Origin of the sequence: Nesterenkonia alba DSM 19423, from assembly GCF_000421745.1 — a bacterium.
Taxonomy (GTDB): Bacteria; Actinomycetota; Actinomycetes; order Actinomycetales; family Micrococcaceae; genus Nesterenkonia; species Nesterenkonia alba.
Map to the genome: position 1 here is coordinate 195,133 of NZ_ATXP01000004.1, position 24,269 is coordinate 219,401.

The following is a 24,269-nucleotide window of genomic DNA, read 5'->3' on the forward strand; positions in this document are numbered from 1 at the left end:
CTGGATCTCGGTGACAGCACCATGCGTGACCGCGTCATCTCAACCGAAGGAGGACACGATGACTGAACACACTCAGCAGGACCCCACAACGAAGTACAAGCACGATGACTACCCCAAGCATGAGGACATTGGTCAGCCGGGTCTGACCTCGGAGACTCACCCCGACCCTGACCACGGCGAGGAGTCGTACATCGGTCACGGGCGGTTGGCGGGCAAACGCGCGCTCATCACCGGTGGTGACTCCGGTATTGGGCGGGCGGTGGCTATCGCTTATGCCCGTGAGGGAGCCGACGTCGCCATTGTGCATCTTCCTGAAGAGAAGGAAGACGCCGAAGAGACCCTCCGGTATGTGCACGATGCCGGCCGCCGTGGGCACGCCTATGCCACTGACCTACGCACCGATGGTGCGGCCGAAGGGGTGGTCGGCAATGCTCTGAAGGACCTCGGCGGGCTGGATGTAGTGATCCTCAATGCCGCCTATCAGAAAGCACGTGAGGGTATCGACAAGATCTCCATTGAGGAGGTGCGCAAGGTCTTCGACACCAACCTGGTGGCTCACATCGCCGTGGCCAAGGAAGCAGTCCCCCACCTGCAGCCGGGTTCATCCATCATTACGACGACGTCAGTTCAGGCGGAGAATCCCGCCTCGGGTCTTCTGGATTACGCGATGACGAAATCCGCACAGAAGGCCTTCACTGAGGCCCTGGCCACAGAGCTGGGTCCGAAGGGAATTCGGGTGAACGCCGTGGCTCCTGGCCCCATTTGGACTCCGCTCATTCCGGCCACTGGTTTCCCGGAGGACAAGGTGGCCCAGTTCGGCACTGACACTCCCCTGGACCGTCCGGGTCAGCCGGCCGAACTGGCCGGTGCCTATGTGTACCTGGCCAGTGAGGAGGCTTCCTACACCTCCGGTGCGGTTATCCCAGTGACCGGCGGAAAACCATTCTGAGGACGCATTGTCCTCATCGAGAGTGCGACTGGCATGCGATCACATCAAGGAGGTGAAACCTCATGGCACGTTCCAGTGTGAAGGATGAGGAACTCTACGAGAAACTGCGGGAAGAGCAGGGCTATTCGAAGGAAAAAGCCGCCCGCATCGCCAACTCTGCGAACAAGGAGGGCCGCGACACCCAGGGCAAGAAGGGCGGCAGCTCACCGCAGTACGAAGACTGGACTGTAGATGAGCTGCGGGACAAGGCCAAGGACGTCGGTGTCACCGGTTACTCGGATATGACCAAGGACGAACTCATCGACGCTCTGCGTAACCACTGACTGACCCTCGACCACGGAGCAATTCTGCCCAGGCTAGTCGTCAGACGCCGTCGGGTGTGTAAGAACCCGGCGGCGTCGCCATGTCTGCTGAAGGGCGGGAAGGGCGCAGAGTAGTTACATCGGTGCCGGGTTAATGTGCGATACCGCCAGATGCCCGTTACGGGAGTCGAGGTAGTACAGCTGGGCGATGATGGGTTCATCGGATGAGACCACCAGGCCATAGGGGGTGTCGAGGAATACTGCTGCCGGGTCAATGAGGTCGTTGATCCGCTGGTGCTTGACCCGCTGCGCAGCAACCGGGATCTCGTAAGGCCCCACGGGAGCGGCGTCTTCGTAGTAGATCATCAGCTGGACACAGGCCTCCCGCTGCCCGGTGTTGAGGAGGCAGAGGGTGTTCCGTGAGGTGAACTCCGGTTCTTCTCCAGTGCTTTGGCTTGGCGCGAATCCCACGGAAAACACCCAGCGGGTGCGGCCATCGCCTGCGGCAGCATCGCGGTCACTGGTGAACAGTCCCATCATTTCTCCTTCTCGCCGAAGAGCTCGCGCAGATAGTCGTTCATGAACACCCCATCAGGGTCCATGCGCCGACGGATCCGGTGGAACTCCTCCCACTCGGGGTACAGTTCGGCCAACTCGTTGCCTTTCAGAGTGTGTTTCTTCCCCCAGTGCGGCCGTCCACCGAAGGTGCGGAAAAGCGGCTCCATGTCATCGAAGTACTCCTTAAACGGCAGGGTGTTGTTCTGTAGGAGCGCAATGGTCATGGTTCGGCGCTGTTGCGCATTGGAGAGCATGGCGGTGTCCGGGGCGATCGTGCGGACCAAGACCCGCCAGCCCACTCGGGCGCGGTGTTTGGTTTTGACCCGCTGTCGGACTTCCCGGAAGGCCTCCAGCTCGGTGTCGAAGGGGAGCATGTACTCCATCTCTTCAAAGGGCAGGTGGCGATCATTGGGGATGACCTCATAGGAAGGGCCGATGATGTCTGTTTTCAGCCGTCCCGGCGGAACAAGGTCCGGTTCCTGCCCGGGTTTATTGAGCATCCGGACTTGGGCCATGTCGCTGCGTGGGTACCAGTAGAAGTCCATACTGCGGTTGGTTTCTACTAGCTGTTCGAAGTGCTCCAGTACCCAGTCGATATGGGTGATCCAGTTCTGCCGGTGCAACTGGTAGAACTCCTCTACGCGCAGAGTCAGTGACGTGAGGATTCCCAGGGTGCCAAGAGACAGCTGGGCGGCCCGCAACAGGTCATGGTCTGCATCTTCCCCGGCATCGACACCGAAGGGGACCTCCTCCCCCAGTCCGTTGACCAGTCGACCGCCAAGCACCGTGGAGGAAAGATTCCCTAAGGTGATGCCGGAACCGTGTGTTCCGGTCGATAAGGCCCCGGCAATGGCCTGGTAGTCGACGTCGCCGAGGTTCTCCATGGCCAAGCCGTGTTCGGCCAGTTCGGCACCCAACACTCGAAGTTTCGTTCCCGGTAGCACCTGGGCGCGGGACTGCCCAGGATCAGCGGCGACGACGCCAGTGAGCTTATCCAGAGAAACGAGAGTGTCCTCGGTAGTAAGGATCGGTGTGGACGAGTGCCCCGACCCGACCGGCCGCAAGGTTTCTCCTCGCCGCCGCGCGCGGCGAACCAGCCGTTGAACCGCCCGCGAACTGCCGGGGGCGGCGTAGCGCCGCGGTGTGAATCGGATGCTGCCTGACCAATTGGTGTATGTCTCTGCCACGTGGTGTACCCCGCTGCCTCGCTACTACTTGCTGCCGGTTGTACAACTATCGTAGAGGACACAGAAAGGGTGGCGGAGGAGATGTACTCCCCCGCCACCCTTGTCATGTGTGGACATTCCGCCTAGTCAGCGGACTGCACGGCCAGCGAATCGCGTGAGAACTATCCGACTCGGCTGGCCTCAATGCCGGGATCTAACCTCAGCGGGTGTACTCGAGGTTACCGAGTGTGCCGGAGAGCACCGACTCGGCGTCGACCTGGTGGTTGACCACAGATGAGGTCCACTGTCCCCACTGTGTGGGATCAATGACGTCACCGTTGTGACCGAGGTTCTCCAGGCGCTTGAGCTCCTCATCGGTGAGCTTCTGTGTAGGCAGCGGCTGGAGGTGCTTGACATCCTCCGCGGTGATGCCGATCTTCTCGCCCACGCGCTTGCCGTAGTCATCGTGGACCATGAAGAAGTGCCAGATCATCCGCTCCTGGACGTCCCGCTCGCAGTCGGCGAGCATGCCGCCGAGCACGTTGACCAGTTCGTCACGCTCCCAGTCGTTCATGGTGTTGTACCGGCCACGGGCGTGTAGGTAGTCGTTGCGACGGTCCAGGTTGGACTGGGTGAGCTGACCGCGGATCTCCGGCGGGTTGTTGGGCTTCTTCTCCGCCTCGGTGAGCCCGTTGTGGATGCTGGGCTCAAAGTTGATGTGCGGGTTCTGGTTCGGGTGCAGGTCCACTCCGTAGCTCATCTCACCGCCGCGCTGGTTGGTGTAGACCGCGCCCTTGCGTCCCTTGGGCTGGTTAACCGGCAGCTGCAGGTAGTTCGGACCCACACGGTAACGCTGAGTGTCGGAGTAAGAGAACGTCCGGCCCACCAGCATCTTGTCATCAGAGAAGTCGAGGCCATCGACCAGGACACCGGTGCCCATAGCGATCTGCTCGTTCTCATTGTGGAAGTCCTGGACGTTGCGGTTCAGGGTCATCACACCCACGTGCCGCAGCGGGAACTGGTCCTCGGGCCAGATCTTGGTGTCGTCCAGCGGGTCCCAGTCCAGCTCGGGGTGCTCGTGGTCTTCCATGATCTGCACGTAGAGGTCCCACTGCGGGTAGTCGCCGCGCTCGATGGCCTCGTAGAGGTCCTTCGAAGCCGAGCCCAGGTCCTGACCCTGCACTTTGGCGGCTTCCTCCTCGGTCAGTGAGGCCACACCCTGGCGGGGGTGCCAGTGGTACTTCACCAGGACGGTCTCACCTTCGGCGTTGACCATCTTGTAGGTGTTGACCCCGAAACCTTCCATGTGGCGGTAGGTCGCCGGGATGCCGCGGGGGCTGAAGAGGTGGGTGAGCATGTGCATCGACTCCGGCGTCTGGCTCATGAAGTCGAAGATGCGGTTGGGCTCCTGCCGGAAGGTCACCGGGTCCGGCTTCAGCGAGTGAATGACATCAGGGAACTTGATGGCGTCGCGGATGAAGAACACCGCCAGGTTGTTACCCACCAAGTCCCAGTTGCCGTCTTCGGTGTAGAACTTCACGGCGAAACCGCGGGGGTCCCGAGCCACCTCCGAGGAGTCCCGACCGCCGATCACCGTGGAGAAGCGGATCGCTAGTTCAGTCTTCTTGCCCGGCTCCTGGAAGAGCTTGGCCCGGGTGTACTTGCTGGCTGGCTCGTCACCGATCTTGCCGGTGGCCTCGAACTCGCCGTAGGCCACGAACCCGCGGGCGTGGACCACACGCTCCGGGATGCGCTCACGGTCGAAGTGGGAGATCTTCTCCAGGAAGTGGTAGTTCTCCAAGGTCGCCGGTCCGCGGGACCCAACGGTGCGCTGGTTCTGGTTGTTCTGGACAGGGTGGCCCTGTCGAGTGGTGAGGATCTGGTCGTTGTCTGCCAACTGACTCTCCTTAATCCCTCAGTGATCTGGGTGGACGCTGCCCAGTCTACCCTTATTCTGAGTAACTCATAATTGGAGATCGCTGTGTGACGTGCCCGTTTCACAACTGCGGGGTAAGGGTCTCCACGCCGGTGCGGTAGGCCCGCCGGCGGGCGTAGCGATGGACCTCCTCGAGCTGGCGGCGCTGCTCGGCCGCGGCGGCAATGAGTTCTTCGGCATCCTGGCGGCGGACGCCGAGCTGCTCGGCGTGATCGGCGATGACTTTCCACCCCTGGCGTTTGGCGGTGATCGCCCCCATCATCAGTTCGGTTTCCAGAACTAACGACGACGGCGAGCGCTTCAGTGGCAGCGTTCCGTATGGCTTCAAGCGGGAAACCCGTTCCCCCGCCCAGGCCAGCGGTGCCATGACCGCCGGTCGGGTGAACCCTTGCCGCTCGATGAGCTCGGCGAGCCAGGCGTGTTCCCCGGCGATCTGCTCGGCCACCGAGGACAACTGTGGATAGACCGGGGTGTCGACGAAGTCATCGGCCATGGAACGAATCCGCTGCAGACCGGCGGTGGCACCGGAGAGGTGATCATTGAGGTACTGACGCATCAAGTCGGCGTCGATGTCGTCGTCGAGCACATGATCCTCTGGCGGTAAGGGGTGCGGATAGGGTGTGCGCGCACGACGCCGAGGTCGCATCGGCACCGATTCCGAGCCAGTCCCCTCCCCCATGCCTTCGAGCAGTTCAGCCAGTGCCTGGGCCCCGGTCATCGTGGGTTGCCACTTCAGGTCCTGGCGGGCCTTGGCATTGGACATCACCGGGGCCCGAGTGCCCATGTCCAGCCATCCTTCGTCCATGGGAAGGACATGACTGCGGTGAGCGAGTTTGACCGCTTCGCGTACGGCTTTGGCCGGCAGCGGGATGGTCTTACTACCAGCCGTGCCGGCGTTAGTGAGAGTTCCGGCGATGACCTCGGCGTCGAGGAGGTCATCGGCACAGATGTTGTACCCGCCGTGGGCCCCACTCAGCACCGCCTGAGCATAGGCGGCAGCCGCATCCCGGGCGTGGACCGCTTGGGTTCGGATCCCGGCAGGCAACGGCACCGGCAATGCTCCCGGCTGGAGGGACCGTAGATGACTGAGCAACCCCATGGGGGCGAAGCGTCCGGCGAAGTAACGCTGGATCTCCGAGCCGGCACCAGCCTGGAAGATCAACCCCGGACGCAGACGGGCCAGGGTGATGTCCGGATGGTCTGCTTCGAACGCGTCACAGATGCGCTCCTGGGCGGCTTTGTCCACGCTGTAGTGCGAGGTGGGGATCCCTTCAGTCGGCCAGGATTCATCGCGGGGCTGGGCGTCTTCCACCGGTGAGTAGGCACCTACGGAGGAGGCTACGGCGATGTGCTTCACTCCGGCGTCGGCGGCTGCGTAGAGGACATGCCGAGTGCCGTCGACGTTGACTCGGCGCAGCAGCTCCCGTTTGGAGTTCGGCTGGATAAGCCAGGCTAGGTGGATCACCGCGTCGTAACCGGTAAAGAGCTCAGCTAAGCGTTCCCGGGATTCGGGGAACTGGATGTCCACAGTGGCCCATTCGGCCGCCCGGTAGGGGTCTGCGGAGGTATCCGGTAAGCGGCGAGCGATGCCCAGCAGTCCGGTCACTGCCTCACGCCCGGCGAGATCCTCCAACAGGGCGGTCCCGGTGTTACCGGTGGCTCCTACGATGGCGATGCGCATCTGGTACTCCTTCGTATGGTCTCGACCTCATGATGTCTGTCCACACCACCACGCTGACCTGGAGTTCAGGTGAAAGGATGAAGCCGCTGTCCTGTGGGTTTAGGCTGGCCTCATGGACCAGCCTGACGGCCTCTCCCCCACAGACGGTGGTGCAGATTCCTTCCACGGTGAGTACAAAGTCCCCGGGGGCAAACTCGTGGTGGCCGACCTGCAGGTCACTGCCGATGCTCGCAGTTCCGGGGTCATTTCCCGGGCATCGATCAACGGGGATTTCTTCTTAGAGCCCGATGATGCCCTCTTCGCTCTCAACGAGTCCCTGACCGGGTTACCCACTTCGGCCTCGCGGGCGGACATCATCAACGCGGTGAACGCGGGATTACCGGCCGGTGCGCAGCTGATTGGGTTCGACGCCGAAGCGGTCGCTACCGCAGTGCGCCGCGCCTTGGGTCGGGCCACAGGGTGGGAGGATCACACCTGGGAGGTGTTACCGCCGGTGACGCTACCCATCGCGGTCAATGCTGCACTGGATCAGGTGCTCACTGAGGAGGTCGGTGCCGGGCGGAGACCTCCACTGCTGCGGCTGTGGGATTGGTCGGAGCGGGCTGTGGTCATTGGGTCTTTTCAGTCCCTGGCCAATGAAGTGGACCTCAAGGCTGCTGATGAGCTGGGAGCCGTCGTCGTGCGTCGTATCTCCGGTGGCGGAGCGATGTTCATGGAGGCGGGCAACTGCATCACCTATTCGCTGTGTTTTCCCCAGTCGCTGGTCGATGGGCTCAGTTTCGCCGATTCGTACCCCTTCCTGGACAGCTGGGTGATGCACGCGTTGCAGACCGTGGGAGTACAGGCGGTGTACAAACCACTCAATGACATCGTCTCGGTTGTTGATGGCACCCCGGGAGGCAAGATCGGGGGTGCGGCCCAGAAGCGGCTGGCCAATGGCGGGATGCTGCACCACGTGACGATGAGTTATGACATCGATGCCGAACGCATGGTGCAGCTGCTGCGGATCGGCCGGGAGAAGATTTCGGATAAGGGTATCCGCTCGGCGGTGAAACGTGTGGACCCGCTGCGGCGGCAGACCGGCATGAGTCGCGAGGAGATTATGGATGTCTTCATCGAGACGTTCGTCGGTCAGTACGGGGCGACGGTGGCGAGTCTGCGTGAGGAAGAGCTGCAACGCGCCGAGGCCCTTGCCGCTGAGAAATTCAGCAGCCCGGAGTGGACCGCCCGAGTGCCGTAAACGCACTCGGAGCTCTCCGCTGGGTCACAGTGGGCTCAACAGGTTGAGCGGGCTGCAGGTTGAGCAGGTTAAGAAGAGCAGGATTGACACAGCAGGGCGAGGAGAGCCATGAGTGCACACCAGGTGTTGACACCGGAGTTGTTGGAGCGGATCCGCGGCCGAGCCGCCGACTATGACGCGCGTAACGAGTTCTGCTATGAAGACCTCGACGAGTTGCAGGCTGCCGGATATCTGCGCGCCTTGGTTCCTGCTGAGTACGGCGGGCTGGGATGGAACTTCCCCACTCTGGTTCAGGCTCAGCGGCTGTTGGCTGCATATGCTCCGGCGACGTCATTGTCGGTGAATATGCACCACGTGTGGGTGGCGGTAGCCCGGCAGATGGTCGCCGGTGGGGCCGGTGAGTTTGAGCAGGTACTCACCGAGGCCGCTGAGGGTCATATTTTTGCTTTCGGGATCTCCGAGGCGGGCAATGATGCGGTGCTCTTTGACTCCACCACGCAGGCGCAAACGCACGACGACGGCTCAGTCACCTTTACCGGGACCAAGATTTTCACCACCCTGGCTCCGGTGTGGACCCGGCTGGGTCTCTTCGGTAAGGATGTCGCCGCTACAGGGGCTGAGGATGAGAAGCCTCTGATCTTTGGGTTCCTGGAGCGGGAGGTTGCCGGGTGGCACACCGTGGAGAACTGGGACATGCTCGGCATGCGGGCCACCCAGTCCCACGCCACGGCTTTGGAAGGTGCCCGTGTTCCGGCAGAGCGAATTGTGCGTCGGCTTCCAGTGGGTCCGAATGCTGACCCTTTGGTGTTCGCGATCTTTTCCTCGTTCCTGACTCTGCTGGCTGCGGTGTACACCGGTCTGGGTGATCGGGCCGTGGAGTTAGGGGCTCAGCATGTGGCGGCACGCACCGCCCTGAGCACCGGTGAGAGTCTGGATCGGGACCCGGATATCCGGTACAAACTGGCCGAGGCTCACTTGCAGCAACTGGCGCTGGAGGCTCAGCTGCGTCAGATCGCCTCCGATGTGGAGGCCGGGGCCGACCATGGAACTGGCTGGTTCCCTCGTTTGGTGGCATTGCGCACCAGCGCTACCCGGACGGCACGGGCGGTGTTGGACACGGCTCTGGGTGTCAGCGGTGGCGCTCAGTACCACCGGACCTCAGAGCTTAGTCGGCTCTACCGGGACGCTTTGGCGGGGGTCCATCACCCTTCGGACGACGAATCAGCGCACCGTACGCTGGCGAACCATCTTCTCGGTCCGCTGAATTGACCCCCCTGCTCGGGGTGTCCGGCTAACGTCCACGATCCCAGCGCGGAACCTCGGAACGACAAAGTGCCAGGACAATCGCGGAACGATGTCCTGACACTTCACATGGTGCCCCCGAGAGGATTCGAACCTCTGGCCTTTGGTACCGGAAACCAACGCTCTATCCCCTGAGCTACGGAGGCGGGGTCGCCGTGATGACGACCGATCTAGGCTACCAGTATTTGCACCGGCGTACCTAGCTGACGGGTTCTACCCCGTGGTGAAGACGGTGTAACTCCACAGTTCACTGGAAGCGCCCACCGGCTTCTTCTGTGGCTCATCGCCGTCGTTGTGCCCGTGAGACCTGGCAAACTGCTGAGATTCCCGCCATGCGGTGAAGTCCTCCTCCGAATCCCACCGGGTCAGGACCAGCCACACGTTGCGCTCGTCAGTGGGCTTGAGCAACTCGTAGCCGCGGAAACCGGGGGTACCTTCCATCGACCCCTGGCGGGCGGCGAAGCGCTTACCCAGTTCGTCTCCGGTGTCCTCGGGAACAGTGATTGCGTTGATCTTGATGACCTCATCGCTCATGGTCTTATTCTCCCAGATCTACCGACCGGCTGCGTACCCCTGCGCACCGCGGGCGTTAGCACCGGCACTGAGTTGACCGGTGCGCGGATCCCGGGCCACAGCGGACATACGCCCCAACGACCAGCCATCGACCTCGGTGATTCGGTGTCCCCGCCGGCGCAGACCCTCGATCACCTGGTGACCCAAGCGGGATTCGACGACGGCGCCACCGGGCTCCCAGGTGCGTGGCCAGAAAGATCCCGGTAACGACGTCGAGTGATACGTGGGCGCGTCCAAAGCCTGCTGGATACTGTGCCCGCCCAGAAGGATGCGCAGCAACATCGGCAGCTGCCACTGTTCCTGTTGGTCACCCCCGGGAGTGCCCAGTGCCAGGATCGGCGCACCGTCTTTGAGGACCAAGGTGGGTGTCAGCGTGGTTCGGGGGCGCCTGCCCGGAGCCAAGGCGGAGGGGGACTCTGGATCCAACCAGCTCATCTGCAGTCGAGTACTCAGAGGGAAGCCGAGCTCCGGGATCGTCGGGGAGGCCTGGAACCAACCACCAGATGGTGTGGCGGAGATGATGTTGCCTGCAGCGTCGACGACGTCGATATGGCAGGTATCGCCCTTGGTCTCCCCACTCTTTGCCACAGTGGGTTCACCGGTGCCGGCGGTCTTCTGCATCTCCTCCTGGCCGACCTCAACCAACCGCGGCAACACCTTCGGTGTCCCGGGGACATCCCCGGGGCGGAACTGTGCAGAGGCTTCTTCCGTGATGAGTTCCCGGCGGGCGGCTGCGTACTCATCAGAAAGCAAGTACGTCAGGTTGACGTCAGTGTCTCCGTAGTAGGTGTCTCTGTCAGCGAAGGCGAGTTTCTGTGCCTCCAGGATCAGGTGGGCACCCCGTTCGGTGCTGGGATCAAGTTCGGCGTCGTCGTACCCTTCCAGGATTTTGAGGGTCTGCAACAGCACCGGCCCCTGGCCCCACGGGCCGGTCTTGGCAATGGTGTACCCACGGAATTCGATGGTGACGGGATCTTCATAGCCGGCGTTAAAGGACGTCACGTCCTCAGCGGTGATGACTCCGGCGTAGTCACCACCGTCAGCGTGGCGGTGCGGTACGGAGAGGTGCCGTTCGGCGGCTTCGCCCACACGTTTCTTCCATTCGGTACGGGCCGCATCGATGGCGTCTTCCCTGCTAGCGGCGTTTTCTCCTGCAGCGATGAGGTCGCGTAGCAACTGGGCGTAGGCCGGGTTGGTGATCGTCTCTCCGGCTTCTGGAACGCGGCCTTCGGGGAGCCAGACCTCTGCAGAGGAGGGCCAGTGTTCGGTGAAGAGCTCTTCAACACTGGCGAGGGCGGATGCCACGCGGGGCAAGATGGGGTGGCCCTCGGCGGCATAGTAGATGGCGTATCCGAGGACTTCTTCCAGGGTGGCGACACCGTGATCCCGAACCAGCAGTAACCAGGCGTCCACCGCGCCAGGAATGGGAGCAGCCAGTCCACCGGCACCCGGCACTGTCTCTAAGCCAAGGGCCCGATAATGTTCAATGCTTGCCCGAGCTGGTGCCGGGCCTTGGCCCATGAGCACCCGCGGGGTGTGGGGTTGTTCTGCGGTGGTGAAAATCGCCGGGACCTCTCCCCCAGGCCCGTTGAGGTGAGGTTCAACCACGTGCAGAACAAATGCCCCAGCAGCTGCGGCGTCAAAGGCATTACCACCGCGTTCCAGCACGGACTGGGCAGCCCCAGTGGCTAGCCAGTGAGTGGAAGCGGACATGCCGAAACTGCCCTGAAGGGTCGGGCGGGTTGTGAAGTTCTCAGCCTGCGCAAAAGTCATGACTGCATTGTTGCATCTCGCAATGAAATTGCGCTGGATGTGTCAGAACAGTGCCGGCTGAGGTGGTGCCGCCAGTGGGGTCTCTTCAAGCGCGCCTGGACCCTTGGCGGGGTCGGCCCGTGCCCGCCAAGGCATGCGGGTGCGTTTCTCGAACCCGTGCCGACGTCGGGCGTCTCGTGCTTGGGTGGTCAACCAGTCGCGATAGTCCTGCCGGGCGTAGGTGGTGAATCCTCCCCGGGTGCCGCGGTATAGCCAGCGGTACTTGGGAACCAACTGCGGGTATTCGGCCTGCAGCCACTGCATCCACCATTCCCGCGCTCCGGGCCGTAAGTGCAGCGCCCCGGTGGTGACCCAGCTGGCTCCAGCCTCGGCCAGGCGGGCGTGGAGTGCGTCGAGGTGGTCGAGCGAATCCGTGAGCCAGGGCAGGATCGGCATCGCCATGACATTGACGTCCAGCCCCGCCTCGGCGATGGCTCGAATGAGTCCCAGCCGCGCCCGGGCATCCGGTGTTCCGGGCTCCACGCTTTGTTGGAGGGCCGGATCCAGGATGGCCAGGGAGACGCCGATAGAGACCGGGACCTGTTGGGCCGCTTCCCTCAGGAGGGGAAGGTCGCGCTTCAACAGAGGGCCTTTGGTGAGGATGGAGAAGGGAGTACCCGATTCGGCCAGTGCTTGAATGATGCCCGGCATGAGCCGGTAGCGCCCTTCGACCCGCTGGTATGGGTCGGTATTGGTGCCAAGGGCGACGTGCTCACGGCCCCATGTTGGTTTCGCCAGTTCAGCTCGAAGAACGTGATCGACGTTCGTTTTGACCACGATCTGAGTATCGAAATCCCGGCCAGTGTCCATGTCCAGGTAGCTGTGAGTCTTCCGAGCGAAGCAGTACACACAGGAGTGCAGGCATCCTCGGGTGGGATTCACCGTCCAGGTGAAGGGCATGTTCGAAGCCGCTGGCACTCTATTGAGTGCGGTTTTCGCCGCGATTTCATGGAAGGTGACACCCTCGAACTCGGGGGTCCGGACGCTGCGCAGTAACCCCTTCAGGGGAATGAGGGGTATGGCAGGGTTCGCTGCATCGCTGGCCTCATCGACTTTCTGCTCTTTCCACCGCACCCCACTATTCGAACATAGATTCGATAGTGAGGCAATGGATTCGGCGGTGCCCCGTTCGGGGATTCTGCGGGGATTCAGCGATGCCGGAGGTAAGGCGTTAGGAGCTGAGCCAGTCCTCGTCTGTTTCGGTTTCGGCGTCGTCGGTGGCCTGGGGCAGGCTGATGAGCCCAGCAGCCAGCGTGTTGCCGTCGGCCGGGTCAATGAGCAAAGAAGCACCGGTGCGTTTGGAAGCCGCATAATCATCCACCGGTAACGCCGCGGCCAACTTCACTGTGGCGGTTCCGATGTCATTGAGGTTTAGCTGCGCTGCTGGCTGGGCGGTCAGGGTCGTGAGGTCCAAACGGTCAGAAATCTCGGTGACCAGTGCCTTGACCGTTGCTGTTCCGTGCTTGAACAGCACGCGTGCTCCGGGCGTGAGTGGTTTTTCGTGGAGCCAGGCCAGGCGCACGGTCAGCTCGTCACGCTCCTGCGCAGCAGACTCCACGGCACTGAGTAAACTCCCGCGGGCGACGTCGTAATTCTCACTGAGTTCAACGACGACCGACTCCCCCGCTAAGGCCGCTTCCCCGGGAACGAGGTCCCGTTGAAGGTCAGTCCGGCGTACAGCGGTGACTTCGGCGGTGTGGTGTCCCGGCTGGATGCGTACCCGATCACCCGGGCGAAGAGTCCCCGCCGCGATCTGCCCGGCGTAGCCGCGGAAATCGGTGAAGGAGTCCGGATCGGCGTCGGGAGCCAAACCACCCTGGGGGCGAATCACAGTCTGCACCGGCAGCCGCAGCGGCTCCTGACGCCGGTGTTCGGCGTCAGCATCGGGGAGTTGTTCCAAAATCGGCAACAGCGCCTCGCCGCTGTACCACCGGGTGCGCTCGGAGACGTTGACAACATTGTCCCCACGTAGCGCCGAGACCGGAACCACGATCGGTGCTGTGACAGCAGCGTCCCCGGAATTCTGGGCCCACAACTCGCGGGCAACCCGCTGAATGTCCTCTTCGACGGCGCGGAAAGCAGCCTCACTGTAGTCGACGGCGTCGATCTTATTCACAGCGACGATGATGTGCTCAACGCGCAGCAAAGTGGCCACCGCCAAGTGACGCCGGGTCTGCTCCACCACCCCGTTGCGCACATCGACCAGCAGCACCACCGCATCAGCAGTGGAGGTGCCGGTGACCGTATTGCGGGTGTACTGCACATGACCCGGGCAGTCAGCCAGGACAAAACTGCGCTTGTCGGTAGCGAAGTACCGGTAAGCGACGTCGATAGTAATGCCCTGCTCCCGCTCGGAACGCAACCCGTCCGTCAGCAACGCGAGATCCAGAGGCTGGTCGTCGGCGTCGAAGGCTTCTCCGAATCCGCGTTCAGCAGACGTGCGGGCCACTGCGGCCAACTGATCGGAGAGGATCGCCTGTGCATCATGCAGCAGACGACCCACCAGGGTGGACTTACCGTCATCGACACTTCCGGCAGTGGCCAGGCGGAACAGTGTCCCGGAAGGAGCAGCGGTCTCGGCGGGGGCAGTGGTCATTTAGAAGTACCCGTCTTTCTTCCGGTCCTCCATGGCAGCCTCAGAGAGGCGGTCATCTGCGCGCGTGGCGCCACGTTCGGTGACTGTGGCTTCGGCGACTTCCCGCAGCACGAGGTCATTGTTCACTGCATTGGAGAGCACGGCCCCGGTGCATGACATATCCCCCACCGTCCGGTACCGGACCTGGAGCACTTCTGTGGGTTCATCCGGAGCAGGCTGGCTGAACGGGCCTACTGCACGGATCATTCCGTCGCGGTGGAAGACCTCGCGCTCATGGGCGTAGTACAGCGGAGGCAGTTCGATGTTCTCGTAGGCGATATAGCGCCAGACATCGAGCTCAGTCCAGTTGCTGATGGGAAAAGCACGGACATGCTGACCCGGCTTGTGCCGACCGTTGTAGAGATTCCACAGCTCCGGGCGCTGCGAGCGGGGATCCCACTGACCGAACTCATCCCGCAGGGAGAGGATCCGCTCCTTAGCGCGGGCACGGTCCTCATCCCGCCGCGCGCCGCCGAAGACGGCATCGAATCTGTTCTCCGCGATGGTCCGAAGCAACGGCACCGTCTGCAGGGGGTTGCGGGTGCCATCAGCCCGTTCCTGGAGTTCGCCGGAGTCGATGAGTTCCTGAACCGAGCCGACCACCAGGCGTAAACCGAGCCGCTCCACCGTCCGATCCCGGAATTCGAGGACCTCGGGAAAGTTGTGTCCGGTGTCGATGTGCACCACGGGGAAGGGAATCTTCCCCGGCCAGAACGCCTTGGCCGCCAGGTGCAGCATGACCACCGAGTCCTTGCCCCCGGAGAAGAGCATGGCGGGGCGGTCGAACTCGGCCACCACTTCTCGGATGATATGGATGGCTTCAGCTTCCAGGCGGGCCAGAGCCGTGGTGCCGGCCGCGGACAGGACAGAGTCCGGCCGCGTGGGCGGTGCTTGCTCAGGAGCGGTGGTGGTGTTCATCGGCATCCTTTATGCGGTGCGTGGGGAAGTCAGGGCGTGGACAGACGAGGCGGGTTCAGCCAGTGGCGTCGGTGGTGTGGATCCCGCATTCCACCTTGCCGGTTCCGGCCCAACGGCCAGCGCGCGGATCCTCTCCCGGGGCCACAGGGCGGGTACACGGTTTGCACCCAATGGAGGGGTACCCGTGCTGTAGCAGCATGTTCACCGGCACAGAGTGCTCGGTGGCATAGCCGACCAAGTCGTCAAAGCTCCAGGTGGCCAGGGGGTTGACCTTCACCAGGCCGTGGAGATCATCCCAGGTGATCAAAGGGGTATTGGTCCGGGTCGGTGCCTCGTCCCGGCGCACGCCGGTGAACCAGAGCTTGTAGCCGGTCAGCGCTTCACCCAGGGGTTCCATCTTCCGCATGCGGCAGCAGGCCGCAGGGTCCCGGCTGAAGAGATCCTTGCCGTACTGTTCATCCTGCTCGGCCACCGTCAGCTTGGGCTTCACATCGACGATATTGACGTCCAGGCTGTACTCAACCTCATTGCGGGCAGCGATTGTCTCGGCAAAGTGATACCCGGTCTCCAAGAAGAGAACATCCACGCCGGGAATCTGGTCAGCGACCATAGCCGGTAACACCGCGTCCTGCATGGAGCAGGCGACGGCGACTTCCCGGGTGTCGAAGTGAGTCGCCACCCAAGCGATGACGTCCTCCGCTCGGGCATCCCAGCCCAGCTGGTCGGCACCGTCTTCGGCGAGGCGTTTGAGCGCTTCGGGGGCTAGAGCCGTTGCAGTACTCATCGGTGGCTCATCTCCTTGGGGTTGTCAGGACTATCGCGCCGCGGGTAGGAGCGCGGCGTCATCGCTCCATTCGTGTTGCAGCAGATCTTCTTCTACCCGGTGTGCCCAGGTGCCAAAGGTCTCTGCGGCGGACTCGCGGGTGGCCAGGTAGCGGCGGATGAGCTTCTCGACGTAGTCGACGAGCCCTTCACTGGTGACCTTCAGCCCGCGCACGGTCCGGCCCAGCCCGGGGTCTTCCCGGTCGGATGAAGCCAGTCCCCCACCCAGGTGGACCTGGTAACCAGGGGTCTTCTCTCCGTCCTCACCGGGCAGCAACTGCCCCTTCAGGCCGATATCCGCGGTTTGGATACGGGCACAAGAGTTGGGGCACCCGTTGATGTGCAGGGTGAGTCGTTCCGGCAGCTGGTCGGCGACGTCGGCGAGCCGCTTCTCCAGCTGGCCGATGGCCCGGGCTGCGGTTTGCTTCGTTTCGACGATGGCCAGCTTGCAGTACTCAATACCGGTGCAGGCCATCGTGGAGCGACGGAACACACTCGGCGAGGGATCCAGACCGAGCTTCTTCAGCCCCGCGACCACAGCCTCGACGTGGTCTTCAGCGATGTCAAGCACCACGATCTTCTGGTGAGGGGTGGTCCGCAGCCGGTACGAACCGTGGGCTTCGAGCAGATCGGCCAGTTTCAGCAACAGGCGTCCGTTGACTCGTCCCACCGCGGGAGCCGCCCCGATGTAGTACTTGCCATCCTTCTGCGGGTGAACACCAACGTGGTCCCCCGGGCTGGTGGGAGCCGGCGGGGCCGGACCGTCGGTCAGCTTGTACCCGAGGTATTCATCTTCGATGACCTGGCGGAACTTCTCTGGGCCCCAGTCATTGAGCAGGAACTTCAGCCGGGCCTTGTTCCTCAGCCGGCGGTACCCGTAATCCCGGAAGCAGGCAGTCACCGCGTGCCAGACCTCCGGGGCCTGTTCTTCGGTGACGAAGGCCCCCAGCCGTTCGGCCAGCCGCGGATTGGTGGACAGTCCCCCACCGACCCACAGGTCGTAGCCTGGGCCGTGTTCGGGGTGGACCACTCCGACCAGCCCGAAGTCGTTGGTCTCGTGCACCACATCCTGACTGGGGTGCCCGGTCACTGCGGACTTGTATTTCCGTGGCAGATTCGCCAGGTCTGGATCCCCGATGTATCGGCGGGCGATTTCCTGAATGACCGGGGTGGGGTCGATGATCTCCTCGGCGGAGATCCCCGCCACCGGGGAACCGAGGATCACCCGGGGGGTGTCCCCGCAGGCTTCGGTGGTGCCCAGATCGACGGTCTCTAGTTTCTGCCAGATAGCGGGCATGTCTTCGACCCGTATCCAGTGCAGTTGGACGTTCTGCCGGTCCGTGACATCTGCGGTGTTGCGGGCATAGTCCCGGGAGATCTCCCCGATGACGCGCAGCTGCTCGGTGCTTAGCGCTCCGCCGTCGAGCCGGATGCGCAGCATGAAGTACTCGTCGTCGACCTCTTCTGGGGGCAGGGAATTGTGCGCCCCGGCGGGCACCCCCGGGCGGCGCTGGGTGTATAGACCCCACCAGCGGAAGCGCCCACGCAGGTCATCGGGATCGATCGAGGAGAAGCCCTCTTTGGAGTAGATCTGCTCGATGCGCTGGCGGACATTGAGTCCGTTGTCTGCCTGCTTGAACTCTTCGTTGTGGTTCAGTGGCTCAGTGCCGTCGACCTTCCACTGCCCGTTGGGCTTGGCGGAACGCTTGCGCGGGGTCTTCGGGGGTGCGGTCTCAATGGACATACGCTCTACGGTACGCGGGCAACCATGACGACGACGTCGGCTCCGTAAGGTTTGTTCATACAGTTCGCCTGAGCTGTTCTCACGGCTGGGGACCCACGGCGACGCGGCGGTCGCTGAGTCGGGTCCACTGGCTGAAGCCAGCGGGGTAGAGAACCGCCTCGAAACCGGCCAGACTCAAGGCGAGCACGCTATGTGCGGAGTGCAGTCCGGAGGTGCAGTAGGCGGCCACTGGTTTATCCGGATCCACACCGAGCCGCAGGTACCGTTCACGGAGTTGTTCAGCGGGCAGGAACCGCCCATGCTCGTCGAGGCTTGCGGAGGCGGGGGCACTGATCGCCCCGGGGATGTGCCCTGGCCGGGGGCTCAGCGGGTCGTATTCCCCGGTGTAGCGGTCAGCGGGGCGGGCATCGAGCAGTGTGCCGCGCTGAGGGAAGAGCTCGGTCTCCTCCAATCCCAGAGTGGGCAGGTGTCCCTGGCTGACCTGAGCATTTCCTTCTTCAGGGATCTCGATCCCGGTATCGAGCTCATAGCCGGCCCGGGTCCAGGCCCGCAGAGATCCATCGAGGATGAGGACATCAGTGAACCCTGCCCAGCGCAGCAGCCACCAGGCTCGCGCTGAGGAGAGGTTTTTCAGATCGTCGTAGACCACCACGGTGTCGCCGTCGTTGATTCCCCACCGCCGGACCGTCTGTTCGAATGTCTCCCGGTCGGGAAGTGGGTGCCGGCCCTCTTCAGCTGGGCGCTCCGGGGCGGCGAGTTCGTAGTCGAGATCGACAAAAATCGCCCCGGGGATGTGTCCGCCCAGATACTCCGGTAGACCTTCGGGTCGGTCCTGGCGCCAGCGGACATCGAGGACTGTGGTGGTGGGATCCTGCAGCCTGGAGTGGAGCTGCTCAGCGGTGATGAGGAAGCGTGTCACAGTGCCCAAAGTAGCGGTTGAAGCACCTCATCGTGAACTCAACCTTGAACATATTTCACACTGTGACACATCAGCCCACTGTGGGGACCACTGCCGCAGCCCGCACTGCGGAACATGGTGACTCGTTCAGAGGGTCACTTCAGTCACAGGTGGTTGTCCCTGCAGGACAGCGGCGACGTTGCGGATCACCAGCTCTGCCATCTGCCTGCGCGTCGCGTCCCCGGCAGAACCAATATGGGGTAGCAGTACCACATTGTCGAGCTCGCGCAGCCGGGGGTGGACGTTGGGTTCATCCTCAAAAACGTCGAGTCCGGCACCGCCCAGATGCCCGGATGCCAGGGCCTCGGCCAGCGCGGCCTCATCTACCAGGGGTCCTCGGGCGGTGTTGATGAGGATGCTGCCCGGCTTCATACTCTCCAGTTGTGCCGCGGCGATCATGTGCTTGTTCTCTGTGGTGAGCGGGCAGTGCAGGCTGAGAATATCGGAGCCGGTGATGACGTCCTCGGGTGTGGCTGCAGTGACACCTAATTGCTGCGCGTGAGGCGACTGCGCCCCGCGTCCAGAGGCCAGAATCTGCATACCGAAGGCGTGGGCCCGGCGTGCCACGGCCATGCCGATGCGACCCAAGCCGATAATTCCCAGAGTCCGGCCGGCAGAGACATCCATGCCCACATACCCCTGCGGGTTCCAGATCCAGGTGGACCCGGTGCGCATGAACCGGTCGGCCTCCGGGACTCGCCGGGCCACAGCCAGGATGAGTGCCAAGGTCAAGTCAGCGACGGATTCATCGAGCACACCTGGTGTGTTGGTCACCGTGACGCCGCGCTCCCGGCAGGCGTGAAGGTCGATGTTGTCGAACCCGACGGCAAAATTCGCGACTACCTGTAACTGGTCTCCGGCTGCCTCGAGAACTTCTGCGTCGATGCGGTCGGTGAGCATGGTCACCAGTGCATGAGCCCCGCTGACGTCCTTTAGCAGTTCTTCCCGGGTGGGTGGGAAGTCCGCCCGGTGGTACATACGCACCTGTGCACCGGTGTCATTCCTCAGGCGGTCAACGATTTCGGCGGGTAATTCTCGGCTCAGGTACACCAGGGGCTCATGTGACATAGCACCAGCCTATGTCCAGCCCGGATGGAGGCGGCCTCACTAGCCTGAAGTTGCGGGCAGCTGATGCGAACACGCATGTCAGACCCACCGGAGCACGAAAGCAACTTGCTTGAGGTGAGAGGACCCATGGAGCAGAAGCACGCCGTCGTCGTCGGAGCGGGACTGGCCAGGTTGGCTGCCGCGATTGAGCTGGCTGACGCCGGCCACCGTGTGCGCGTCTTTGAAGCCGCTGGCCAGGTGGGTGGCCGGACATCATCCTGGGTGCAGGACGGGATGGAGGTCGAATCCGGGCTTCACCGCTACCTGGGATTCTATACGGCGTTGCCTCGACTCATCCGCCATGTGGGCAAGCGGCTCGATGACGTGGTGGTGTGGGAGGACGAGATCGAGATCCTGACTCCCGATGGCGGGCCCCGAGCTGTCTTTGGTGCCTCGATGGTGCATAAACCGGTCACTTCGATCGCTGAGGCGTTGGGTAATACGCACTTTTTACCCGCCGGGCAGAAGCTCGCCTTGGGCCGGATGCTTGCCGCCGGGGTGAAGGATTACCTCCGGGATCCGGCCGGCTTGGATGAACGCACCGTGACCGACTACGCCCGCGAGCACGGGGTCAGTGATGAGATCATCTTCCGCATCCTGGTGCCGTTGACTCAGGGACTGTTTTTCGTCCCGCCCGAGCAGTATTCGATGCACAACTTCATGGGACTGATGGTGCCGCATTGGGATTCGGCGGTGCTAGCCCGGGTGGGTGCCTTCACCGGAGGGATGACGGAGGTGCTCACCGGGCCGATGGCGCTGTACCTGCGCAGTCAGGGTGCTGAGGTGCGCACGGGCGCGCCCGTGGATGAGTTGATCGTCGAAGGAGGTCGGCTTATCGGGGTGCGGGTGGCCGGTGAACGTGTGGAAGCCGACGTCGTGGTGCTTGCCGCCTCGATCGGTCCTGCCCAGCAGCTGGTCGCTGAGCAGTTCTCGGGGCATCCGTTCTTTGAGGACTTCTTGGAGCTGAGCTACACCCCGAGTGTGGGATTGCAGTTCGAGCTCTCCGAGCCGCTGATGCCGGTGGACCGGGCGACCTTCGGGCCGGGCACGCTGTTTGCTTCGTTTTCGGAGCAGTCCCGGACCACGTTCCGGCAGGCGCAGGGTCGGGTCAGTGTGATCTGCGCCAACCCGCAGCAGCATATTGACACCGATGTGGAGGAACTGGCCGAGATCGCCTACGACGACGCCACCCGCCTGGGTCTGGATATACGCAGCCGGGTCACCCGGGTGCGTAAGGTGTCGATCCCCTCCGACTTTTACTCGCTGGAGCCGGGCAATGAAGCGCTCCGACCGGGACAGGACACCCCGGTTCCGGGGCTGGTGCTGGCCGGGGATTACACCCAGCAGAAGTACCTGGCGACCATGGAGGGCGCGGTGGTCTCTGGGCAGTTGGCGGCCGAGGCGGCGATGCGCACTCACCTGTCGGCATGATGTAGACTGTCTCGGTGCCTCCGGCGGGGTCTTAGGACCTTGCCAGAGCACGTCAACGGGCTATAGCGCAGCTTGGTAGCGCGTCCGTCTGGGGGACGGAAGGTCATCGGTTCAAATCCGGTTAGCCCGACCATTACCCGGTTACTGAAACAGGCGACTGAAGAGGCCTGAGTAACAGGGGTAGGGGTTTTAATTGCTGTCACCGTTGACCCGTCGGATCCATGAGATTCGGCGGGTTTTCGGATTTTCCGTGTGAACCGCCCTGGTTTTGATGGAAGCCTGTCACGTGTCCTGGGTTTGGCTCAGTTGTCCCTGTGCCGGGGTGTGGTGTGGGTTCTTTTCCGGTGTGCCAGGTGGTGGAGGTCTTCGCCGGTCAGCGGTGTGGCCGGCAGCGGTGTGGTTACTGCTTGGGGGCGGATGCCGTCGAGGATGATAGCCCGTTGCCGCGCCAGGACAATGCCCCGTGCCGGTTCAGGCAACCGAAGTATGGATTCCAGCATGGTAGGGATATGGGCGAGGTCTACGGCTGTGACGTCTGGGCGGATGGCACCCTGGGCGTGGGCACGGCTGACTATCTCTAGCACCTGCTGCTGACCCTGGGCTTGGGGCGGGCCATCGGGTGCCGTTGCTGCGACCCGTGCTGCGATATGAGGGGCCCCGGGGTAGCGGATTAAAAGATCGAGGATGCCGTCGATGGCGGTGACCACCGCCTCCCACCCGTCCTCGATAGCTGCGGCGGCTTCGAAGACTTCCACCATACGGGCAACCTGCCGGTCATAGAGGGCGCGGATGAGGTCATCTCGGGTGGGGAAGTGACGGTAGAGGGTACCGATGCCCACCCCGATCTGGTCCACCAGGGCGTGCAGTGAAGCGTCCAAGTGGTGCTCGCTGAAGTATTCCTCGGCGTGGTTGAGGATCTTCTCCCGGTTGGCCAGGCCATCTTTTCGCGGTGCGCGCTGACGTGGTGAGGTGCTCATTTGGCACATTATCCACCCTCAATCTCACAGTAACAAAAGAGGGATTCCTGCGTCCGTTTAGCGTGCTACGCTAGCACCAGGTGCTCGGACTCCTTAGTCCGGTACGCATCCTGCCGGATCGTTGAGCACCAGACCGTCACCGCACGCAGGCCTATGACTGCCGGGGAGAGCATGAACCGTTTGAGCAGCGCCAAGCAACAGGTCCACCACAGACTCACATGGATCACCGCTGCCCTGATCCTTGCCGCCCTGACACTGCTAGCCCCCTCGGTGGTATCACCCGCCCAGGCTGATACCACACCCAGCCCGGAGCTGGAGTCCTTGTATGTCGGGGGACCTGAGGAGATCACCGAGCCCGAGGAGGTTCCCTACGAGGTCGGCGTAATCGACCAATCCGGTGGTTTGATGGTCCCAGACCTTGAGAATCTCACGGTCTCCTCCACTGTGGAAGCTGACACCATCACCCTGGAGGAGGACCTGGTGTGGGTGGACTATGCCTTCACCCCTGATGGTCCTACCAACCGGGTGCTCACTTTCACCTACGAGGACGACGGCGTGGTGCTGGAGGAGCAGATCGATGTGACTGCTACATCCGACTTCGCCGGGATAGACCTGGAGGTCTCTTCTGAGGTGGCTGACGCGAGCATGGTCCCGGTGACAGTCACGGCCATCAATGAGGGCGGAGAACCCCTCGGGGAAGTCACCGAGTACGCTGAGTTCAGCTCATCAGAGGAAGCCGACGAGTTCACCGATGGGCAGCTGAGCGTCTCCGGGATGGGGCAGCGCACCATCACCGCCGAATACCGCGACGCGACGACGACTGCTGAGGTCAACGTCATCGAAGGACCACCGGCGGTATTGGATGTCACAGGGCCGGCTGAGGTCACAGAGACCGAGACGGCAACCTACACCGTGCAGCTCACCGATGAGGCGGGCAATGAACTCGACGATGTCACCGAGGATGTCGAGCTCACCTCCACCGTGGAAGAGGACCAAGTTGCCGACAATGAGGTGACCTTCGCCTTCACCCCGGAACTGACTGATCGGGCGCTGACTTTCACCTACACCGGCCAGGAGGGTGAAGAGATCACCACCACTCTGGAGGTGGAGGTCTCCAGCGTGGTTGACGCCCTGGTGGTTGACGCCCCAAGCGAGGCTGAGGTCGATGAGGTAATCACCGTCAGTGTAGAAGCACTGGATGCAGAAGGTGCCGTTCTAGGTGAGGTGGCACAATACGCTGAGCTGGCCTCCTCGGTAGAAGACGACGTCGTCGTCGGTTCTGAGGTGATCCTCGCCGACGAAGGCCCACGGAGCATCACCGTCAGCTACCGCGGTCTTACCGACACTGTGGCCGTGGAGGTGACTGCCCCGGAGGATGAGTTCCTAGTACCGGAGGAGGTCATTCCAGGCTCTGACCAAGTCCCGGTCGGCGGGACTCAAGAAGCTACCTCCAGCGGGTACGCACCGGGCGTTGAGGTCAGCGCCACCATGTACTCCGATCCCATGGATATTGGCACCGAGACCGCTGATGAAACCGGCACGGTGACCTTCACCTGGGAGATACCTGAAGACACTGAACCTGGTGAACACACTGTGGTGCTGAGCGCACCCGGATATCAAGACACCTCGACCACCTTCGAGGTCGTAGCAGCAGAGCCGGACCCCACACCGACCCCAACAGAAGAACCGACGCCGTCTCCAACGTCCACGCCGACAGAGACACCGAGTCCGACCGCGACGCCCACTTCGACAGAAGAGCCAACGCCGACGCCAACTGAGGAACCGGCACCCACGGAGGAGCCGTCCCCAACCCCCACCCCAACGCCGACACCAATGTCCCGCGTCAAGTAGTTGGCAGGATTTCCTTGGTTTTGAATGTCGGGGTGGTGGGGTCGGCCAGGCCCAGGTGCACCTCCTTGGGCCGGTTCCATGAGATGGCCTCGTGGGGCCGGAGCTCGTTGTACTCGATCCGGTAGTCCTCGGCCCGCTCGGCGAGCACGATCGCGTCGTCGATCTCGTCCAGGTAGAGCCGTTCGTACTTCAGCGTGCCGAAGCCGCGTTCACGGGACCCGTTCTGCCCCGGGGTCTTCACTCGGGTGCGCACGTGGTGTAGCTCGGGGTGGGCGGCGATGAAGGACTCGAAGCGGAAGGACCGGAA

21 protein-coding genes and 2 tRNA genes are annotated in these 24,269 nt (G+C 62.9%); 7 read left to right on the plus strand and 16 right to left on the minus strand.

Going from position 1 to position 24,269, the window contains the following annotated elements; all coding sequences use genetic code 11:
- Positions 1 to 58 precede the first annotated feature (58 nt).
- Both H578_RS0104950 and H578_RS0104955 read left to right on the plus strand, forming a co-directional pair.
- Positions 59 to 949, plus strand: a complete 891-nt coding sequence (locus H578_RS0104950) for an SDR family oxidoreductase (protein ID WP_022872595.1) — start codon at positions 59 to 61, stop codon at positions 947 to 949.
- A gap of 62 nt (positions 950 to 1,011) precedes the next feature.
- Positions 1,012 to 1,272, plus strand: coding sequence for a DUF7218 family protein (locus H578_RS0104955; protein ID WP_022872596.1), 261 nt, complete (start codon positions 1,012 to 1,014; stop codon positions 1,270 to 1,272).
- Between the two features lie 114 nt (positions 1,273 to 1,386).
- Here H578_RS0104955 and H578_RS0104960 read toward each other — a convergent pair whose 3' ends face one another.
- The 4 genes from H578_RS0104960 to H578_RS0104975 form a co-directional block, all read right to left on the minus strand.
- Complete coding sequence (locus H578_RS0104960) at positions 1,387 to 1,788, minus strand: sensory rhodopsin transducer (protein ID WP_022872597.1); 402 nt, start codon at positions 1,786 to 1,788, stop codon at positions 1,387 to 1,389.
- Positions 1,788 to 2,996, minus strand: a complete 1,209-nt coding sequence (locus H578_RS0104965; RefSeq protein ID WP_022872598.1) for a D-arabinono-1,4-lactone oxidase — start codon at positions 2,994 to 2,996, stop codon at positions 1,788 to 1,790. Before H578_RS0104965 ends, H578_RS0104960 begins: the two co-directional genes overlap by 1 nt.
- Before the next feature lie 199 nt (positions 2,997 to 3,195).
- Complete coding sequence (locus H578_RS0104970; RefSeq protein ID WP_022872599.1) at positions 3,196 to 4,872, minus strand: catalase; 1,677 nt, start codon at positions 4,870 to 4,872, stop codon at positions 3,196 to 3,198.
- Between the two features lie 100 nt (positions 4,873 to 4,972).
- Positions 4,973 to 6,592, minus strand: coding sequence for an NAD-dependent epimerase/dehydratase family protein (locus tag H578_RS0104975; RefSeq protein ID WP_022872600.1), 1,620 nt, complete (start codon positions 6,590 to 6,592; stop codon positions 4,973 to 4,975).
- Between the two features lie 112 nt (positions 6,593 to 6,704).
- Between H578_RS0104975 and lplB the strand changes: the two genes are divergently transcribed.
- On the plus strand, positions 6,705 to 7,832 hold the full coding sequence (gene lplB / locus H578_RS0104980; RefSeq protein ID WP_022872601.1) for a lipoate-protein ligase small subunit: 1,128 nt from the start codon (positions 6,705 to 6,707) through the stop codon (positions 7,830 to 7,832).
- 108 nt (positions 7,833 to 7,940) lie between these two features.
- Complete coding sequence (locus H578_RS0104985; RefSeq protein ID WP_022872602.1) at positions 7,941 to 9,101, plus strand: acyl-CoA dehydrogenase family protein; 1,161 nt, start codon at positions 7,941 to 7,943, stop codon at positions 9,099 to 9,101.
- A 103-nt stretch (positions 9,102 to 9,204) separates the two neighbouring features.
- Here the strand turns inward: H578_RS0104985 and H578_RS0104990 are convergent.
- The 10 genes from H578_RS0104990 to H578_RS0105035 form a co-directional block, all read right to left on the minus strand.
- Positions 9,205 to 9,280, minus strand: a tRNA-Arg gene (locus H578_RS0104990).
- Positions 9,281 to 9,347: 67 nt separating this feature from the next.
- Positions 9,348 to 9,668 carry an antibiotic biosynthesis monooxygenase family protein gene (locus H578_RS0104995; protein WP_022872603.1) on the minus strand — a complete coding sequence of 107 codons (321 nt, stop codon included), beginning with the start codon at positions 9,666 to 9,668 and terminating at the stop codon, positions 9,348 to 9,350.
- 18 nt (positions 9,669 to 9,686) lie between these two features.
- Positions 9,687 to 11,480 carry a gamma-glutamyltransferase family protein gene (locus tag H578_RS0105000; RefSeq protein ID WP_022872604.1) on the minus strand — a complete coding sequence of 598 codons (1,794 nt, stop codon included), beginning with the start codon at positions 11,478 to 11,480 and terminating at the stop codon, positions 9,687 to 9,689.
- 42 nt (positions 11,481 to 11,522) lie between these two features.
- Positions 11,523 to 12,593, minus strand: a complete 1,071-nt coding sequence (locus tag H578_RS16405; protein ID WP_022872605.1) for an Rv2578c family radical SAM protein — start codon at positions 12,591 to 12,593, stop codon at positions 11,523 to 11,525.
- A 97-nt stretch (positions 12,594 to 12,690) separates the two neighbouring features.
- Positions 12,691 to 14,115, minus strand: a complete 1,425-nt coding sequence (locus tag H578_RS13425; RefSeq protein WP_022872606.1) for a sulfate adenylyltransferase subunit 1 — start codon at positions 14,113 to 14,115, stop codon at positions 12,691 to 12,693.
- Positions 14,116 to 15,072, minus strand: a complete 957-nt coding sequence (cysD, locus tag H578_RS0105015) for a sulfate adenylyltransferase subunit CysD (RefSeq protein ID WP_022872607.1) — start codon at positions 15,070 to 15,072, stop codon at positions 14,116 to 14,118.
- 55 nt (positions 15,073 to 15,127) lie between these two features.
- Positions 15,128 to 15,856, minus strand: coding sequence for a phosphoadenylyl-sulfate reductase (locus tag H578_RS0105020; protein WP_022872608.1), 729 nt, complete (start codon positions 15,854 to 15,856; stop codon positions 15,128 to 15,130).
- Between the two features lie 30 nt (positions 15,857 to 15,886).
- Positions 15,887 to 17,638: a nitrite/sulfite reductase gene (locus H578_RS0105025; protein WP_022872609.1), complete on the minus strand. Its 1,752-nt coding sequence runs from the start codon at positions 17,636 to 17,638 to the stop codon at positions 15,887 to 15,889.
- A 79-nt stretch (positions 17,639 to 17,717) separates the two neighbouring features.
- Positions 17,718 to 18,557: a sulfurtransferase gene (locus H578_RS0105030; protein WP_022872610.1), complete on the minus strand. Its 840-nt coding sequence runs from the start codon at positions 18,555 to 18,557 to the stop codon at positions 17,718 to 17,720.
- 126 nt (positions 18,558 to 18,683) lie between these two features.
- Positions 18,684 to 19,664, minus strand: coding sequence for a 2-hydroxyacid dehydrogenase (locus tag H578_RS0105035; RefSeq protein WP_028463956.1), 981 nt, complete (start codon positions 19,662 to 19,664; stop codon positions 18,684 to 18,686).
- 126 nt (positions 19,665 to 19,790) lie between these two features.
- Between H578_RS0105035 and H578_RS0105040 the strand changes: the two genes are divergently transcribed.
- Positions 19,791 to 21,134 (plus strand): hydroxysqualene dehydroxylase, encoded by a 1,344-nt coding sequence (locus H578_RS0105040; protein ID WP_022872612.1) that lies wholly within the window; start codon positions 19,791 to 19,793, stop codon positions 21,132 to 21,134.
- A 56-nt stretch (positions 21,135 to 21,190) separates the two neighbouring features.
- Positions 21,191 to 21,267, plus strand: a tRNA-Pro gene (locus tag H578_RS0105045).
- 169 nt (positions 21,268 to 21,436) lie between these two features.
- Here H578_RS0105045 and H578_RS0105050 read toward each other — a convergent pair.
- Positions 21,437 to 22,111, minus strand: coding sequence for a TetR/AcrR family transcriptional regulator (locus tag H578_RS0105050; protein ID WP_022872613.1), 675 nt, complete (start codon positions 22,109 to 22,111; stop codon positions 21,437 to 21,439).
- 171 nt (positions 22,112 to 22,282) lie between these two features.
- Between H578_RS0105050 and H578_RS16470 the strand changes: the two genes are divergently transcribed.
- Positions 22,283 to 23,962, plus strand: coding sequence for a hypothetical protein (locus tag H578_RS16470; RefSeq protein ID WP_211215177.1), 1,680 nt, complete (start codon positions 22,283 to 22,285; stop codon positions 23,960 to 23,962).
- Here the strand turns inward: H578_RS16470 and H578_RS15215 are convergent.
- A partial coding sequence (locus tag H578_RS15215) for an integrase core domain-containing protein (RefSeq protein WP_156837215.1) occupies positions 23,955 to 24,269 on the minus strand: 315 nt, incomplete at its 5' end. The genes H578_RS16470 and H578_RS15215 overlap by 8 nt on opposite strands.